At 73.9% G+C, this 16,645-nt stretch carries 17 protein-coding genes; 4 read left to right on the plus strand and 13 right to left on the minus strand.

The window, feature by feature from the left end; genetic code table 11:
• Nucleotides 1-259: 259 nt before the first annotated feature.
• Together LC193_RS01710 and LC193_RS01715 are read right to left on the minus strand one after the other, a co-directional pair.
• A complete protein-coding gene (locus tag LC193_RS01710) occupies nucleotides 260-1,900 on the minus strand; it encodes an amidohydrolase (protein ID WP_226070667.1) in 1,641 nt (546 codons plus the stop codon).
• 62 nt (nucleotides 1,901-1,962) lie between these two features.
• A complete protein-coding gene (locus LC193_RS01715; protein ID WP_086161618.1) occupies nucleotides 1,963-2,403 on the minus strand; it encodes an Lrp/AsnC family transcriptional regulator in 441 nt (146 codons plus the stop codon).
• A 201-nt stretch (nucleotides 2,404-2,604) separates the two neighbouring features.
• On the opposite strand from LC193_RS01715, the gene LC193_RS01720 reads away from it, so the two are divergent.
• Entirely contained in the window at nucleotides 2,605-2,997 is a 393-nt protein-coding gene (locus tag LC193_RS01720) for a hypothetical protein (RefSeq protein ID WP_226070668.1), read from the plus strand.
• Between the two features lie 22 nt (nucleotides 2,998-3,019).
• Here the strand turns inward: LC193_RS01720 and LC193_RS01725 are convergent, their stop codons facing one another.
• The 4 genes from LC193_RS01725 to LC193_RS01740 all read right to left on the minus strand — a co-directional run bounded on the left by LC193_RS01725 (nucleotide 3,020) and on the right by LC193_RS01740 (nucleotide 8,475).
• The gene (locus tag LC193_RS01725) at nucleotides 3,020-4,192 is read right to left on the minus strand and encodes an acyl-CoA dehydrogenase family protein (RefSeq protein WP_226070670.1); all 1,173 of its coding nucleotides are present in this window, start codon (nucleotides 4,190-4,192) and stop codon (nucleotides 3,020-3,022) included.
• 488 nt (nucleotides 4,193-4,680) lie between these two features.
• Nucleotides 4,681-4,917 carry a DUF397 domain-containing protein gene (locus LC193_RS01730; protein WP_226070672.1) on the minus strand — a complete coding sequence of 79 codons (237 nt, stop codon included), beginning with the start codon at nucleotides 4,915-4,917 and terminating at the stop codon, nucleotides 4,681-4,683.
• Entirely contained in the window at nucleotides 4,914-5,789 is an 876-nt protein-coding gene (locus LC193_RS01735) for a helix-turn-helix domain-containing protein (RefSeq protein WP_226070674.1), read from the minus strand. The genes LC193_RS01730 and LC193_RS01735 overlap by 4 nt, the downstream gene beginning before the upstream one ends.
• A gap of 1,321 nt (nucleotides 5,790-7,110) precedes the next feature.
• Nucleotides 7,111-8,475: a peptidase C39 family protein gene (locus LC193_RS01740; RefSeq protein WP_226078442.1), complete on the minus strand. Its 1,365-nt coding sequence runs from the start codon at nucleotides 8,473-8,475 to the stop codon at nucleotides 7,111-7,113.
• A 138-nt stretch (nucleotides 8,476-8,613) separates the two neighbouring features.
• On the opposite strand from LC193_RS01740, the gene LC193_RS01745 reads away from it, so the two are divergent.
• Genes LC193_RS01745 through LC193_RS01755 form a run of 3 tightly spaced genes read left to right on the plus strand, consistent with a single transcriptional unit; the run spans nucleotide 8,614 to nucleotide 11,669 of the window.
• Nucleotides 8,614-9,225, plus strand: a complete 612-nt coding sequence (locus LC193_RS01745; RefSeq protein ID WP_226070676.1) for a uridine kinase family protein — start codon at nucleotides 8,614-8,616, stop codon at nucleotides 9,223-9,225.
• A gap of 51 nt (nucleotides 9,226-9,276) precedes the next feature.
• Nucleotides 9,277-11,157: an AAA family ATPase gene (locus LC193_RS01750; RefSeq protein ID WP_226070678.1), complete on the plus strand. Its 1,881-nt coding sequence runs from the start codon at nucleotides 9,277-9,279 to the stop codon at nucleotides 11,155-11,157.
• Nucleotides 11,158-11,207: 50 nt separating this feature from the next.
• Nucleotides 11,208-11,669 carry a GNAT family N-acetyltransferase gene (locus tag LC193_RS01755; RefSeq protein ID WP_226070680.1) on the plus strand — a complete coding sequence of 154 codons (462 nt, stop codon included), beginning with the start codon at nucleotides 11,208-11,210 and terminating at the stop codon, nucleotides 11,667-11,669.
• Nucleotides 11,670-11,719: 50 nt separating this feature from the next.
• On the opposite strand, the gene LC193_RS01760 is transcribed toward LC193_RS01755, so the two are convergent.
• The 7 genes from LC193_RS01760 to LC193_RS01790 form a co-directional block, all read right to left on the minus strand.
• On the minus strand, nucleotides 11,720-12,157 hold the full coding sequence (locus tag LC193_RS01760; protein ID WP_318842120.1) for a PH domain-containing protein: 438 nt from the start codon (nucleotides 12,155-12,157) through the stop codon (nucleotides 11,720-11,722).
• Between the two features lie 32 nt (nucleotides 12,158-12,189).
• A complete protein-coding gene (gene hisG / locus LC193_RS01765) occupies nucleotides 12,190-13,038 on the minus strand; it encodes an ATP phosphoribosyltransferase (RefSeq protein WP_226070685.1) in 849 nt (282 codons plus the stop codon).
• Between the two features lie 80 nt (nucleotides 13,039-13,118).
• Complete coding sequence (locus tag LC193_RS01770; RefSeq protein WP_086161611.1) at nucleotides 13,119-13,391, minus strand: phosphoribosyl-ATP diphosphatase; 273 nt, start codon at nucleotides 13,389-13,391, stop codon at nucleotides 13,119-13,121.
• Nucleotides 13,392-13,424: 33 nt separating this feature from the next.
• Complete coding sequence (gene ribH / locus LC193_RS01775) at nucleotides 13,425-13,910, minus strand: 6,7-dimethyl-8-ribityllumazine synthase (RefSeq protein WP_226070686.1); 486 nt, start codon at nucleotides 13,908-13,910, stop codon at nucleotides 13,425-13,427.
• Between the two features lie 157 nt (nucleotides 13,911-14,067).
• A complete protein-coding gene (locus LC193_RS01780) occupies nucleotides 14,068-15,369 on the minus strand; it encodes a bifunctional 3,4-dihydroxy-2-butanone-4-phosphate synthase/GTP cyclohydrolase II (protein WP_318842121.1) in 1,302 nt (433 codons plus the stop codon).
• The gene (locus LC193_RS01785) at nucleotides 15,366-16,022 is read right to left on the minus strand and encodes a nicotinamide mononucleotide transporter family protein (RefSeq protein ID WP_086161608.1); all 657 of its coding nucleotides are present in this window, start codon (nucleotides 16,020-16,022) and stop codon (nucleotides 15,366-15,368) included. Before LC193_RS01785 ends, LC193_RS01780 begins: the two co-directional genes overlap by 4 nt.
• Nucleotides 16,019-16,645: a riboflavin synthase gene (locus LC193_RS01790; protein WP_226070688.1), complete on the minus strand. Its 627-nt coding sequence runs from the start codon at nucleotides 16,643-16,645 to the stop codon at nucleotides 16,019-16,021. Before LC193_RS01790 ends, LC193_RS01785 begins: the two co-directional genes overlap by 4 nt.

Raw genomic sequence — 16,645 nt, forward strand, 5'->3', positions numbered from 1 at the left:
GCTGGACCTGGCTCCCGCCGGCGGCGCACCGGCTCGGGTGCCCCGCCCACTGGCCCAGCGGCATGCGGCGACTGCGCGGCGGAGCGCCGACCGGATGTCTCGTGGTGGACCCGGCCGAACCTACCCTTGCCCGCCCGCCGCCTGTCAACAGCCGTCCGACCTGCGTCTTTCCGTCAAAGGGGCAGGTCAGTGCGGCCCCGCCCGGCGCACGGCGACCGCGTCGGCGCACGTCGTTCGGCGGTATCGGCGGCGTGACGCGTCACTCGTTCAGCCGGTCGTACACGATCCGCCCGTCCACCGCGGTGCGCAGGCAGCGGGGCAACGGTGCGCCCGGCGTCAGGTCGGGCAGCCCGGGCGTGCCGGACCGAGGATCGGTCGACCAGCGGGCCACGCGGTCGTCGGGCGCCTGGACGACCAGCCGCCCCGTCTCCCACACGGCGTAGTGCGCCGGGGCGCCGGGCGCGAGCACCCCGGCGTCGTCGCGCCCGACCGCGCGCCAGCCGCCCCTGGTATGGGCGGCGAACGCCGCGCGCACCGGAATCCGGTGCTCCTCGGTGCGGTGGAACGCGGCGGCCCGCAGCGCGCCCCACGGGTCCAGGGGGGTGACGGGCGCGTCCGAGCCGAACGCCAGGGGGACGCCCGCGCGCGACAGCGCCGCGAACGGGTTGAGCGTGGCCGCCCTGCCGGGCCCCAGGCGCCGGGCGTACATGCCGTCCCGGCCTCCCCAGGCGGCGTCGAACGCGGGCTGCACGGAGGCGACGAGGCCGAGTTCCGCGAAGGCGGCGACCGTGTCCGCGGTCAGCATCTCGGCGTGCTCGACCCGGTGCCGCAGCGCCCGCACGCGAGCCGCGCCCAGGTGGCCGGCGGCTGCGCGCACGCCGTCGGTGACCGCGGAGAGCGCGGCGTCGCCGATGGCGTGGAAGCCGGCCTGGAGCCCGGCCTCGGTGCAGGCGGCGACGTGCGCGGCGACCTCCTCGGCGGTGAGGTGCGCGGTGCCGGTGTGCGGGGCGTCGGCGTAGGGGTGGTGGAGGTGCGCGGTGTGCGAGCCGAGGGAGCCGTCGACGAAGAGGTCCCCCGCCGCGCCCGCGGCGCCCAGCTCGCGGACTTCGGCCGCTTCCTTCGCGGATGTGACCAGTCCGGCCCAGTAGCCGAAGACCAGCGGCCCCTCCCCCGCGGCGGCCAGTTCGAGCAGCGCGGCGAAATCCGCCTCGCTTGAGATCTCGGGTCCCGCGCACTCGTGCACGGCCGCGATGCCCAGGGACGCGGCCCGGCCGAGCGCCGCGCGCTGGGCCGCGCGCCGCTCCGCCGGGGCGAGCGCGGCGTCGGCGGCGGCCCGCACGGCGTGGTGCGCGTCCGAGGTGAGCGGCCCCGTGGGGTGGTAGCCCGGCAGGGCCGTGACCCCGGGCACCAGGTCGAGCAGGGCCGTGGTGGCCAGGGCCGAGTGGGCGTCGACGCGGGAGAGGTACAGCGGGCGCCCGCCGGCCGCGGCGTCGAGTTCGGCGCGCGCGGGCGGCCGGTCCTCTGGCCACAGGCTGCTGTCCCACCCGTGCCCGACGAGCGCTCCCCCGCCGGGCCGGCCGGCGGTGTGGGCGCGCACCAGGGCGAGCGCCTCCTCCGCGGAACGGGCCGGCGCCAGGTCGAGACCGGTCAGCGCCAGCCCGGTGGCCGTCGTGTGCACGTGTGCGTCCGTGAACGCCGGGGTGACGAGGGCTCCGCCGAGGTCCACGACCTCGTCCGCGGCCGGGGCGAGCGCGTCGGCCGCGGACTCCGCGCCGACCCAGGCGACGCGGTCGCCGGTCACGGCCATGGCGGTGGCGAAGGGATCGGCGGGTGTGTGGATCTCGCCGCGGCGCAGCAGCACGGTGCGGGGCCGGCCGTCGCGGGTGGTGCGTTCGGTCATGGGGCAAGTCTCGCGGCCGGCGCGGGAGGCCGTGTCCCCGGGGGCCGGGCCCGGAGCGCGTTCTACAGCCGCGGCGGCCTGGACTCGTAGGGGGTGGAGAGCACCACGGTGGTGCGCGTGGACACCCCGGCCAGGGAGCGGATGCGGGCCAGCAGGTGCTCAAGCTCGGCCGGGGTGGCGACGCGCACCTTCAGGATGTAGTTCTCGTCGCCCGCGACGCTGTGGCACGCCTCGATCTCCGGCACGCCGGCGAGGCGTTCCGCGATGTCGTCCGGGGCGCTGGGGTCGAAGGGCTTCACGGAGATGAACGCGGTGAGCGGCAGTCCGACGGCCTCGGGCGCGACGATGGCGGCGTAGCCGCGGATGATGCCGCGCTGTTCGAGCCGCCGCACGCGCTGGTGCACCGCCGAGGTGGAGAGCCCGGTCGCCTTGCCCAGGTCGGTGTAGCTCATCCGACCGTCTCGGACGAGCAGTTCCACGATGCGCCGGTCCAGATCCTCCACAGTCCCGTAACCTACCCAATACCGCGGGCGGTGGTGACCGGCCGCCCCGCGGGCGGGCACGGTGCCCACGCTTTCCCACCGTTTGTGTGATCAAAAACACAAACGACTGAGGGCGTCCGAATGAACTTCACGATTATTGGCTGATCGCGGCGGGAAGTGCTTGGTGTGGCCGACGCCACCGTGCCGCCCTAGGGGGATGACATGCGCACCGTGAAGCCACTGAAGCGTCAGGAACCAGCGGCCCGAGCGCCCGAGTTCGACGACGACATCGACGACTTCCCCGACGAGGAGGCGGACGTCGCGGACCTGGCCCGCGTGCGCTGCCCCGACTGCGCGCAGGCCATAGCGCCCGCCGCGCCCGGCGGACCGCTGCCGGTGCACGCCCTGTGCCCCACCCCGTGGAACCCGTTCGGCCTGACCGTGTGCGCAGGCTCGGGACGCGTGGTCGCCGACGACGGGGCCGCGGTCGCGCCCGCGCCGCCGGCCTGCGGCGACGGCGTCCTGCTCGCCGCGCTCCCCGAGGGGCTCGACTGGCGCCTCCAGCCGTTCTCGCACGCCGTGGCCGTGGACTCGGGGCTGCGGCAGGCGGCCTGAGCGCGCCGCCCGCCGCGCCGGGTCAGGACGCGCCCACCAGGTGCCGGGAGATGACGGTCCGCTGGATCTGGTTGGTGCCCTCCACGATCTGGAGCACCTTCGCCTCGCGCAGGTAGCGCTCCGCCGGGAAATCGGCCGTGTAGCCGTAGCCGCCGAGCAGTTGGACGGCGTCGGTGGTGACCCGCATGGCCGCGTCCGTGCAGAACAGCTTCGCCATGGCAGCCTGCCGGGCGAACGGCTCACCCGCGTCCCGCAGCCGCGCGGCCTCCAGGTAGAGCGCGCGGCCGGCCTCGATCTGGGTGGCCATGTCCGCCAGCATGAAGCGCAGCCCCTGGAAGTCCGCCACGGGCCGGCCGAACTGCCTGCGCCCGGTGGTGAATTCGAGTGCCTGAGTGAACGCCGCCTGTGCCACGCCGATCGCGCAGGCGGCGATGCCGAGCCGCCCGGAGTCGAGCGCGGAGAGCGCGATGGTGAGGCCCTCGCCCTCGTCGCCCAGGCGGCGGTCGTCGGGCACGCGCACCCCGTCGAAGTGGACCTGCGCGGTGGGCGATCCGTTCATGCCCATCTTCCGTTCCGGCGCCGCGGCGCTCAGGCCCGGCGCGTCGCCCGGCACGAGGAACGCCGTGATGCCGCGCGGGCCCGCTTCCCCGGTGCGGGCCAGCACGGTGTAGAAGTCGGCGATTCCGCCGTGGGTGATCCACGCCTTGGTGCCGGTCAGCACCCACGTGTCGCCGTCCCGGACGGCGCGGGTGGCCAGTGAGGCGGCGTCCGAGCCCGACGCGGGCTCGGAGAGGCAGTAGGCGCCGAGCAGACCGCCGCCGAGCATGGCGGGCAGGTGCGCGGCGCGCTGCTCCGGGGCGCCGTGCACGGCGAGCGCGTGGCAGGCGAGGGTGTGGACGCTCACGCCCAGGCCCACGGTCAGCCGCGCCGCCGCCAGCTCCTCAAGGACCTGGAGGTACACCTGGTAGGGCTGGTCGCCGCCGCCGTACTCGCCCGGGTAGGGCAGGGACAGCAGGCCCGCGGCGGAGAGCCGCCCGAACGTGTCCCGGGGGAAGGCGCCCGCCGCCTCCCCGTCCGCGGCGTCGGGTCCGACCTCACGCTCGACGAAGTCGGCGGCCAGGGCGAGCAGATCGCGGGCCTCCTGGGTCGGCAGATGGCGCCGGACCCGCCCGATGCGGTCCGTGGTACTGGTCATCGCGTTTCCTCCCTGGGGTGACGGCAGGTCACACGCCGGCCGCCGGATCACGGCCGCCGGTCGGTGAACGGTGTCGTGGTCAGTGCGAGCCGGGAAGCGCCGCCCGCACCGACGGGGTCGTCGGCGGGCGGCTCGGCGGAAGGAGGGAACCGGCGCGCGGGCGGCAGCCGGCGGCCCCCGGCGCACCACCACGATGCCGCATGCGGGCCTCCTCGTCCCTCCTCGTCCGGATCATGTCGTCCGGATCACGCCTCGGCCCTACCCAGGGCATCCGGCGCGTACGCGCCCGGCCGCCGGCGTCATCGGCGGCACGCGGGGCGCGGGACCAGCGGCGTCACACTCGCGTGGAACGGCGCCGGGCGAGGGCGCCCGCGAGGCGCGGGGCCGGGGGCGCGGCGGGCCGTCGCCCGGGGCATCCGAGAAGCCGCCTTGCCTCGGCCATCCGGAGGTAAGGCGGCCGTCTCGGCCGGGTGGGTATGCGGCACGGGTCAGGCGCCGAAACGACCCGCCCGCACCTCGTCGATGAACGCGGCGAAGGGCCCGGAGGCCAGCAGCAGCACCGGGCCGCCGGGGACCTTGGAATCGCGGACGGCCACGGAACCACAGTGTGCGGCGGTCAGGTCAGCGGCCTCGACGCAGTTGCCCCCGCCGTTGCTGTACGAGGACCTGAACCACTCGGCATCCGCCAGAGCTGATGCCGGAACCTCGGCAGGGCGGTTGATCATTCGTTGACCTCTCTCGATAGTTGTTGCAGGAACCTGGGTGTGTCACCGGGAGGCTGGGCCCCAGCCACCATCGCGTCGAACATCCGGGAGAACCGCCCGACGTCGCGAGACTTGTCCGACACCGCGACGGTGAACCACGCGGTGTCCGTCTGGATGGTTGTCGGCAGACCCTCACTGAGAATCATGATGTTGACGTCATGGTAGGCGACATAGCCGCTCCCCGACTGAGGCAGGACCTGCAACGTCACGTTGTCCAGGGCGGCGAGCCTGGTGAGTTCGGCATACTGCTCACGCATCACTTCCGCACCGCCGATCGCATAGCGCAGGGCCGGCTCGTACAGGACGCCCCAGATCTTCGTGGGCTCCTCCTCGCGCGTGATGGCCTCCCGGCGCAACATGCGGAGTTGCACGCTCTTCTGTCCGAACTCCGTGGTCGTCTCGTCGATGGGCTTGGTCAGCTCATGCAGGGCACGCGCGTAGCCCTCGGTTTGGAGAAGGCCGGGAATCACGGTCGGGTGGAAGAGACGAATCTCCCGAGCCGCTGACTCAACGCCGAGGAAGCGTTGCATCCCGGACATGAGGTTGCTGGTCCCGACGCCCGTCCACCACTCCCGGCTGGCCGCATCGCAGTGCATCGCGATCAGTCGCTCGATCTCGTCCTCGTCGCTGACACCGTAGCGCTCGAGCAAAAGTCGCAGATGGCCTGCCTGCCGGAAGGACTTCCAGCCAGTCTCGACTCGCTGAAGCGTGCTCTCGTCGAACGGCAAACCTCGCACCGCCTGTTCGATCGTCAGCTCGGCCTTCTTACGGTGCTGACGCAACTCGTGCCCCAGCCCGATGCGCCGTGCGGTCGGCTGCGGTCTCGCGGCCATGTGCCCTCCGTTCCGGCGCATGCGCGCGCCGATGGCTCGTTGTGATCGCCCCCATCACCGTCACGCATGGCACGACGGCCCATGTGTTTGCCCGGGCATATACCAATGCCGACGGAGAGGCTGAATCTCAAGCAGATTCTATTGCGCATGCACTTCTTGCCGGGCGAAGTTGGTTGAGCCGAAAGAAAGCCAGGCCGTCAGCACCGACGGCCGGGGCGCCCGACTTCTCCCCTGCCCATGACTGGAGGCACCGGCATGCCCGGAGCGACCTCGGCCCCTCTCTACGAACGCCTCACTCTCCCGCGCTCGGCGGAGGAGCACGACCGTTGACCGCTTGGCCTCGCCCGCACTCGCGAAGTGGATTCGTGGGAGATGTTGCGATCGACGTCGCCTCGATCGTCCCTGTCGCCGTTCGGCATACGGCGGCGCGGATGCTCCGCAGCAGCCGATTCCCCGGACCGGGAGCTGCCCGTCTCCGCAATTCCTCAGACCGTCTCTGCCCACTCACGGACACCAGGAAAGAACCCGACCATGTCTGCTCGCCCAACCACGCCCACGCCACCACTGGTATGGGGCCGGAACGACTTGCCCGTCCCCTACGCCGCCGCTTGGAGCGCGGAAACCAGCGCGGTCGCGAAAGCTCTGACCACCCACCCCAGCCGCGCCGGGCTGGCCTATCGCGACGAACTTCCGACCGACCGCGACCGGCACGGCGTGCTGTGGGCACGTTTGACCGAGAGGCCCGGCGAAGGACGTCCGGAGTTCCGCGCGTTGCACTCCCTCCGCCAGCGCCGCTGCATGCTGGAGCAGCTCTGCCAGGTATGCGGTGGTCCGGCCAGCCGCACCACCCGCGGCGTGCTGTTTCTTCTGCCACGCCCTCATGCGGATGAGGCAGCAACGGACTGGCCCGAGGGCGTCCTGTCCACCAAGCCGCCGATTTGCGAGCCGTGCGCTGCCCTGGCCATGCGCCACTGTCCGCACCTCACGGACCCCGTTCCGGTCCGTGCTCGCAAACCGCGCGTCTGGGGCGTCTTCGGTGGCTTCTTCCTCCCGACCGCGGACGGAGTGTCCCCGTCACCGTCCGATGACCACCTTCCCTATGGCCACCCGATGTCCCCATGGTTTCTCGCATCCCAGCTTGTGGTCGAACTGACCCGTTGCCAGGTGACCCGGTAGGCGCCTCCAATGGAACGGCAGCTCTGCCACGGCCCCGCGAACGGTGCGGGCGCGCGGGCGCCGTGCGGGCGCGCGGGCGCCGTGCGGGCGCGCGGGAAGGGGCCGCCGGGCCTGGGGAGGGCGGCCCGGCGGGCTCGTGGTGGGGTCAGGCGATGCCGACGGCGGCCAGCGCCTCGCGCTGCGCCGCGGTGAGCCGGGTCGGGTAGTAGAGGTAGCACACGCCGCCCGTGCCGCCGCGCACCTGCCCGGCCGCGTCGTACCGCTTGGTGCGCAACCAGATGTTCTCGAACTGCCGGCGCCGGTAGACCCGCCGCACCGCCTCGTTGTCGTCGCTCGCCGGGTCGTTGGCGATCACGTCGCCTTCCTCGGTGAACCCGATGACCGTCATCAGGTGGCCCGCGGTGCCGTAGCCGGCCCCGTCCAGCTCGGCCTCGTGGAAGGACTGGGAGGTGATCAGCGGGATGCCCGCCGCGATCAGCCGCTCCGCGTCCGCCAGGCTCGCGATGCGGGTCACGACCGCCTGGAGGCCCGGGTAGGTCGCGGCGTAGGCGGCGTTGAACGACCAGTTGCCGCAGCCCGCGTACTGGTAGTCGTAGGTCTGCCGCGCGGCGTGGCAGACCTGCGGGTCGTCGAACTCCGGGTTCACCCAGGCCAGTTCCTCCGCGCTCGGCGCCCGCCCCCAGGACTCGACGATCATCTGCGACGAGGTGGGGCTGCACCACGCCTCCCCGCCGTTGTCGTACTCGGGGTACCGGCCGACGTGCACGTTCTGCGAGTAGCGTGGCACGGTCAGCTCCACGCCGGCCGCGGGCCCGGGAACGGACGCGGGCACCTCGAACCGGTCCGGCACCGCGGACGTCATCGCGCCCAGGAGCCACACGGTGGGCACGGCGTCGCCGCCCGGCGCCCGGTACAGGGTCAGGCGCAGCCGCCACGAGGCGAGCAGCGGCCCGGCCGCCGCGTCGTCGATCGAGAAGGTGTCGGTCCACACGCTGCTCTTGCCGTCCGCCTGGTCGTCGACGGACGTGCGCCGGATGTCCCCGTCGCCCGCGGCCCAGATGCCCAGGGTGTACCAGGGCGAATCGGTGCCGTCGGTGTAGGTGCCGCGCACCTCCACGCGCAGCCAGGTGCCCGCCGGCGTGTCCGCGTTCCACGAGGTGATCAGCTCGCTCGCCGGGACGGCGGCCCGCTGCCTCGGCGAGAGCCAGGTCGCGTACTCCCAGGTCCTGGTGGTCCCGGTGTGCGGGTCGGCGTAGTCCACGGTGCCCGCGGCCCTGCGGAACGTGACGCCGGGCCGCGCCCCCGTCACGACGCCCACGCCGTCGGCCGTGCCGGAACGCCACTGCGCGGCGGTGCGCCAGCTCTTGTTCTGGATGGTGGAGGCTTTGGGGCGGCCGGGCGCCGGGCCGCCGGCCGCGGCGGCCCCCTGGCCGATGGAGGCGGTGGTGCCGACGGCGGCTGCGACCGCGGCGGCGAGAACGGTACGGCGGGGCGTCGTGGTCACGGTGATGATCTCCCGGTCTGCTCCGGTCGTCTCCGGACGTGTGCCGACCACTATCGCCCGTCGCCGCCGCTGCGGCCAGTAAGCGGCCGGGAACGCGCGGAAGCAATATTGGTGTCGACCAGTGGCGCCGTTACGCTGACAGCGATGATCTTCGACGCGAACGGCGGTGCGGGCGGCGCGGAGGCGCACGGCGCCGTGGAGCTCCCCGCTCTCGCGCGCCGGGTACGCGCCCTGCGCCCGTCGTGCGGCCGGGTGCGCCTGGTCGGCGTCGACGGCCACGCGGGCTCGGGCAAGAGCACGCTGGCCGCGCGGCTTTCGGCCGCACTCGGCGGCGCGCCCGTGATCCACCTGGACGATCTGGCCAGCCACGCCACGTTCTTCGGCTGGCAGGACCGGCTGACGGACGACGTGCTGCGCCCGCTGGCCGCCGGAGGGCCCGCGCGCTACCGCGTCTACGACTGGGAACGCCGCGCGTTCACCCGCACCGCCGTCGTACCGCCCGCTCCGGTGGTGATCGTGGAGGGCGTGGGGGCCGGACGGCGAGCCCTGCGGCCGTGGCTCGCGCTGCTGGTGTGGCTCGCCGTTCCCGAGGCGACGGCCCACGGGCAGGGGCGGCGGCGGGACGGTCCGGCGCTCGACGCGTTCTGGGACCAGTGGACGGCGGCCGAGCGGCGGCATTTCACCGAAGATCCGTCCAAGCCCTTTGCGGATATCCTGATAGTACCGAGGGATGGCGGCTACCGTGCCTGTGCGTGAGGCCCACCGGGTGCCCGGGGCGGGCGGCGGAAGCCCGTTGTGGGGGTCTTGATGAGTTCAGGCACGCAGGGCCCGCCCGCCGCGCGCGGCCCGGACACCGGGGCCGACCTGGCCTGGTTGCGCGGCGTCGACGCCTACACCGCCGCGGCGTACCCGGAGGCCGAGGAGGAGTTCCGCGCCGCGGTCCGCGAGGACCCGGGCATGGCGGACGCCTGGCTCGGGCTGCACGCGCTGCGCACGGACGTGCCCGCGGCGCTGGCCCAGATGTACCGGCACCGCGCCAGGTTCGGCGAGCAACGCGCCCGGCACGGGCGGCCCCTGAGTTCCTGGTACTGGCTGGGCTGGTGGGTGCAGCCGGTCCTGGAGAGCCCCCGCGACCTGCGGCTCGCCTACGCCTCGCACCTGCTGGACGGGCGGCGGATGGCCGAGCTCGACCGCGCGCTCGCCGAGTGCCCCGCGCCCGAGTCCGACCCGGGCGCGCGTTTCCTGCACGCCTGCCGCTGCTACCTGTCGAAGGACTGGGAGGGCCTGTACCGGTTCACCGCCACGCTGACCGGTGATCCGCTGCTCGGTGTGGAGGCCGGCCTGTTCGCCGGCATGGCGCGGGTGCGCCTGGAGATGTACGACCAGGCCGAGCCGCTGCTGGCCGCGGCGCTGATGCGCTGCCGCAGCGAGCAGCCCCAGCGCAAGGAGTTGCGGTACTGGCTGGCCAGGGCGCGGGAGGGCAGCGGGCGCAGTGCGGCGGCGATCCCGTTGTACCGGGCGGTGCACGGGGTCGACCCCGAGTTCATGGACACCGCGGTGCGGCTGACGGCCCTCGCGGCCGAGGACCCGGACGGCGCGCACGTGGCGTCCTCGCTGCGCGAGGACGACGGGGGCATGCCGCCGGGGGCCGCGGTGCGGGAGGCGGAGGAGATGCCGTTCGCGCCCGGCCACCGGGCCGGCCGGGCGCCCTCGCCCGGGGCGCCCGCCGGGGCGGGCGGCGGGCACGCGGCCGGGCAGCCGGCCCCGTCCGGGCCGCCGCCCGAGCCCGACCCGGTGCTGCTGGCCGGGGCGCTCGCGGAGCTGGACCGCATGGTGGGGCTGGGCGCGGTGAAGGAGCAGGTGCGCGCGATGTCGGCGCAGTTGCGCATGGCGCGCCTGCGGTCGGGCCAGGGCCTGCCGGTGCAGCCGCCGAAGCGGCACTTCGTGTTCTCCGGGCCCTCGGGCACAGGCAAGACGACGGTGGCGCGCATCCTGGGCCGGGTGTTCCACGCGCTCGGCCTGCTGTCGCACGACCGGCTGGTGGAGGCGCAACGTGCCGACCTGGTCGGCGAGTTCCTCGGCCAGACGGCGGTGAAGGCCAACCGCCTGATCGATTCGGCGCTCGGCGGCGTGCTGTTCATCGACGAGGCGTACAGCCTGGTGCACTCCGGGTACAGCAAGGGCGACGCCTACGGGGACGAGGCGCTCCAGGTCCTGCTGAAGCGGGCCGAGGACAGCCGTGAGCACCTGGTCGTCATCCTGGCCGGCTATCCGGCGGGCATGGACCGGCTGCTCGCGGCGAACCCCGGGCTCGGCTCGCGGTTCGCGGCGCGGGTGGAGTTCCCCAGCTACCGGCCCGAGGAGCTGACGGCGATCGGGGAGCTGCTGGCCGCCGAACACGGCGACGTGTGGGACGCGGAGGCGCTCGAAGAGCTGCGGAGCATCGCGGGGCACGTGGTCGCCGAGGGCTGGATCGACGACCTGGGCAACGGCCGGTTCCTGCGCACGCTGTACGAGTCGTCCTGCGCGTTCCGGGACATGCGCCTGGCGGAGTCGGGCACGGCGCCGACCCGCGACGAACTGTCGACGCTGCGGCTGCCCGACCTGATGCAGGCGTACGGCGAGGTGCTCTCGGGTCGCGGCGATCCGCGGGCCGAGGAGGAGGACGGGCTGCCGCCGCTGCCCTGACGGGCGGGCGCGTCGCCGGGCGGAACCGGCGCCCGACTAGCATGCCCGGCATGGAACAGGTCAGTATCCGCCCCGCGGAGCCCGAGGACATTCCGGCGATCGTGGCCATGCTCGCGGACGACCCGCTGGGCGCCACCCGCGAGTCCCCGGAGGACCTGGCTCCCTACCGGCGCGCCTACGACCGTCTGCGGTCCGACCCCCAGCAGTTCCTCGTGGTCGCCGACCGCGGGGGCGAGGTGGTCGGCACGCTCCAGCTCACGATCGTTCCCGGCCTGTCCCGCAGGGGCTCGACCCGCTCGATCATCGAAGGCGTGCGGGTGCACCGCTCCGAGCGCGGCCGGGGCCTGGGCGCGCGGCTCGTGGAGTGGGCCGTCGAGGAGTCGCGCCGCCAGGACTGCCACCTGGTCCAGCTGACCTCGGACGCGGCCCGGCCCGACGCCCACCGCTTCTACGAGCGCCTCGGTTTCATCGGTTCGCACGTGGGCTTCAAGATGCGGCTCGGGCCCGCCTGAGCCGCATCGTCCGGGCCGCGCCGCGCGCGGAGCCCGGGGCCGGGCCGGCGTCAGGCGTTGTCGGGCGCGGCGCCCAGGGTCTCGGTGAACGTGCGCAGCGCCCGCGCCTCGGCCAGCGCCTTGTCCTTGCCGACGCCCGGCTGGATCGCCATGACCGGGAGCACCGATCCGTCGGCGAGGTCGAGGGTGACCCAGGGGTCGCCGGGGCGCAGCGTGACGCGCACGATTTGGGCCCAGGACAGGCGCCGGGTCGTGGTGAGGTTGACCACGGTGACGCCCTCGCGGTCGGCGGACAGCCGCGGCCGGCTCAGCAGGGCGAGCACGGCCCACACGAGCAGGCCCGAGGCGGCCAGGGCCAGGCGTTCGGCCAGGGCCCAGCTCACCGCGCCGCCCGAGGGCATCAGCACGGCGATGAACGTGAGGACGCCGAAGACGACGGCGCCGATGCTCATCAGCACCACCCGGGTGAGGACCGGGCGGAAGGTCACGGGGAGGTCCGGCAGCCGGCCGGCGGGCGCGTTCACAGGCGGGCGGCGTGGATGCCGGTGGTCAGGATCGCGCGGGCGCCCAGGTCGTACAGCTCGTCCATGATGCGCTGCGCGTCCTGGACCGGGACCATGGAGCGGACGGCGACCCAGCCCTTGTCGTGCAGCGGCGAGACCGTGGGCGATTCGAGGCCGGGGGTGAGGGCGACGGCCTTGTCGACCAGCTCCGCGCTGATGTCGTAGTCCATCATCACGTACCTGCGGGCGACGAGGACGCCCTGGAGGCGGCGCAGGAACTGCCGCACCTTCGTCTCCTGCGCGGTGTCGCCCGGCCTGCGGATGACGACGGCCTCGGATTCGAGGATCGGCGCACCGATGATCTCAAGCCCCGCGTTCCGCAGGGTGGTGCCGGTCTCCACGACGTCGGCGATCACCTCGGCGACACCGAGCTGGATGGCGGTCTCCACCGCGCCATCGAGGTGCACCACGGAGGCCTCGACGGCGTTGTCGGCGAGGTGCTTGGCGACGACGCCCGCGAACGAGGTGGCGACGGTGAGCCCGCCGAACTCGCTCACGTCGGTGACGGTGCCGGGCCGCGCGGCGTAGCGCAGCGTCGAGGCCGCGAAGCCGAGGCGCATGATCTCCTCGGCCCTGGCCCCGGAGTCCAGCAGCAGGTCGCGCCCGGTGATGCCGATGTCGAGGCGGCCCGAGCCCACGTAGACGGCGATGTCGCGGGGGCGCAGGTAGAAGAACTCGACCTGGTTGTCCGCGTCGATCAGCACGAGTTCGCGCCGGTCCTTGCGTTGCCGGTAGCCGGCCTCATGCAGCATCGCCGCCGAAGGCTCGGACAGTGAACCCTTGTTGGGGACGGCGATGCGCAGCATGACGGTGGGCTTCCTTTGCTCGGCTCGGCTGGCTCGGCGGTGTTCACGGAGTCGGCGGCGCGGCGGGGGCCGCGGCCGGCTCACAGATGAGCGTATACGTCGTCGAGGGTGATGCCCCGGGCCACCATCAGCACCTGGAGGTGGTAGAGCAGCTGGGAGATCTCCTCGGCGGTGCGGTCGGTGCCCTCGTGCTCGGCGGCCATCCACACCTCCGCGGCCTCTTCGACGACCTTCTTGCCGATGGCATGGACTCCGGCGGCCACCAGCTCGGCGGTGCGGGAGGTGGACGGGTCGCCGGTGGCGGCCTTCTGCGCCAGCTCGGCGAACAGTTCGTCGAAAGTCTTGTTGGCCATGGTCCTCTTACCCTACGGCCTGCCCGCGGCGGCTCACGCCCGGGGTTCGGGGACGGCGCGGAGCACGGCCGCCGTGGCGACGGCGGCGGTGACCGCCTCGTGCCCTTTGTCCTCGCTCGACCCGGCAAGACCCGCGCGGTCCAGGGCCTGCTCCTCGGTGTCGCACGTCAGCACGCCGAAACCGATGGGCACCCCGGTGTCGACGCCGACCTGGGTCAGGCCCTGCGTGACGCCCTGGCAGACGTAGTCGAAGTGCGGGGTGCCGCCGCGGATGACCACGCCGAGCGCCGCCACGGCGTCGTAGCCGCGCAGCGCGAGGGTGCGGGCGGCCACCGGCAGCTCGAAGCTGCCGGGCACGCGCACGACGGTGTGCTCCGGCACCCCGAGTTCTTCGAGGGCCCGCAGGGCGCCGCCGAGCAGCCCGTCCATCACGGTCGTGTGCCACTGGGCGGCTACCACCGCGACCCGCAGGTCGGCGGCGTCCGTCACGGTCAGCTGGGGGGCGCCGTTGCCACTCACTCGTCGGCCTCCTGTCGTCTCGCGGCCGGCTCGTTCGCGCGCGTCCGCGGTGGGTCGTCGTCGTTCACATGATGCTGCTGCCGCCGGTGCCCGGCCGGGCTCCGGCGCGCGCCGGGCCGCCGCGGTCCGCCGGGTGGGCGCCGTCGGCGGCCGGCGGTCACTGGTTCCCGCAGGCGTGGGCGGGAACGGGGTCGAGCCAGGGCAGGTCGTGGCCCATGCGGTCGCGCTTGGTCCGCAGGTAGCGCAGGTTGTGCTCGCCGGCCGGGGCCGGCATCGGCTCGCGGCCGTTGACGCGCAGCCCGTGCCGCAGCAGCGCCGCGGTCTTGTCCGGGTTGTTGGTCATCAGCCGCACGGAGCGGACCCCCAGGTCGGCGAGGATGCGCGCGCCCGCGGCGTAGTCACGGGCGTCGGCGGGCAGGCCGAGTTCGAGGTTGGCGTCCAGGGTGTCGCGCCCGCGCTCCTGGAGTTCGTAGGCGCGCAGTTTGGACAGCAGCCCGATGCCGCGGCCCTCGTGCCCGCGCAGGTAGAGGACGACGCCGCGGCCCTCGGTGCGGACGCGGTCGAGCGAGGCGCGCAGCTGCGGGCCGCAGTCGCAGCGGCGGGAGCCGAAGACGTCGCCGGTGAGGCACTCGGAGTGCACGCGGACCAGCACGTCCTCGCCGTCCCCGATGTCGCCGGCCACGAGGGCGATGTGCTCGACGCCGTCGACGGCCGAACGGTAGCCGTACGCGCGGAACTCGCCGTGCACGGTGGGCAGGGCGATGTCGGCCTCGCGGCGCACGGTGGCGGGGGCGGCGTCCTCGCCCGCCGCGGCGCCGCGGTAGGCGACGAGGTCCTCGATGGAGATGATGGCCAGGCCGTGCTTGCGCGCGAACGACCGCAGGGCGGGCATCCGCAGCATGGTGCCGTCCTCGCCGGCGATCTCGACCACGACGGCCGCCGGGCGCAGGCCGGCCAGCGTGGCGAGGTCGACGGCGGCCTCGGTGTGCCCCGGGCGCACCAGGACGCCGCCGGTGCGGGCGCGCAGCGGGAAGATGTGTCCCGGGCGGGCGAAGTCGGCCGGCCCCGCGGCGGGGTCGGCGAGCAGCCGGATGGTCGCGGCGCGGTCGGCGGCGGAGATGCCGGTGGTGACGCCGTGGGCGGCCGTGGCGTCCACGGACACGGTGAACGCGGTGGCCATCGACTCGGTATTCTTGTCGACCATCTGCGGCAGGTCGAGGCGGTCGATCTCGTCCGCGGCCATCGGCACGCAGATCAGGCCGCGGCACTCGCTCATCATGAAGGCGACCAGCTCGGGCGTGATCAGCTCGGCGGCCACGACGAGGTCGCCCTCGTTCTCCCGGTCGGCGCTGTCCACGACCACGATGGGGCGCCCCTGGGCGAACTCCTCGACGGCGCGGGCGATGGGGTCGAGGGCCGGTGGGGCTGCCACGGTCTCGGGGTGGTCGGTGACGGTCACGCTGGGACTCCTTCCGGGGCGGGCCGCGGGGCCGCGGTGCGGGTGTGCCGCCACCAGTCGCGCAGGCCCCACAGGACCAGGCCGAGGTAGACGACGTAGACGAGGCCGGAGAACGGCAGGCCGCTGCTGAAGGCCAGGGGGACGCCCACGACGTCGACCAGCAGCCAGGCGAACCAGAACTCGACGAGGCCGCGGGCCTGCGCGAACATGGCGGCCAGCGTGCCGACGAAGATGTAGGCGTCGGGCCACGGGTTCCACGAGAGGTCGGGGAACGCGGAGAACAGCGCGCCGACGGCGAGGGTGCCGGCCGCGGTGCCGGCCGCGAGGACGGCCCGTTCCGGCCAGGTGGCGAAGCGGATGGCGATCTGCCCGTCGCCCGACTGCCGCCGGCCGAGCTGCCACTGCCGCCAGCCCCACACGGCGACGGTGATCACCAGGAGCTGCTTGCCGACGCCGCCGCCGAGCTGGGCGGAGGCGTAGGCCGCGACGAGGATGACGCCGGAGAGCAGCTGGACGGGCCAGGTGAGCAGGGAGCGGCGCCAGCCCAGGGCGAGGGCGGCGAGGCCGGCGAGGTTCCCCGTCATGTCCGACCACATGACGTCCTGCCCGAACGCGGTGAACGCCGTGGTGTTCAGCTGGTCGAGGACGTTCATCGGGGGGCCACCCGGTCTCCCGGCCGCGGCGGTTCCTGGTGGGCCAGCATGCGTTCGACGTACTTGGCGAGGATGTCGACCTCCAGGTTGACCACTTCGCCCGGCCGCCGGGTGCCGAGGGTGGTGAGGCCGAGCGTGGTGGGGATGAGGCCGACGGTGAACCGGTCGTCGGCGGCCTCGACCACGGTGAGGCTGACGCCGTCCACGGTGATGGAGCCCTTCTCCACGACGTAGCGGGACAGCGCCGCGGGCAGCTCGAAGGCCACCGACTCCCAGTGGTCGCCCGGGGTGCGGGACAGGACCGCGGCGGTGCCGTCCACGTGCCCCTGCACGATGTGGCCGCCGAGCCGCCCGCCGACCGGGGTGGGCCGTTCGAGGTTGACGCGGGCGCCCGGGGCCAGCCGCCCGAGGTTGGAGCGCAGCAGGCTCTCGGCCATGACGTCGGCGGTGAACTCACCGCCGTCCGTCTCGACCACCGTCAGGCACACGCCGTTGACGGCGATGGAGTCGCCGTGCCGGGCGCCTTCCGTGACGACGGGGCCGCGCAGGCGCAGGAGCGCGGAGTCGCCTGCGCGGTCGACGGAGACGACCTCGCCCAGTTCTTCGATGATTCCGGTGAACAA

The organism is Streptomyces marincola (assembly GCF_020410765.1).
GTDB classification, from domain to species: Bacteria; Actinomycetota; Actinomycetes; order Streptomycetales; family Streptomycetaceae; genus Streptomyces; species Streptomyces marincola.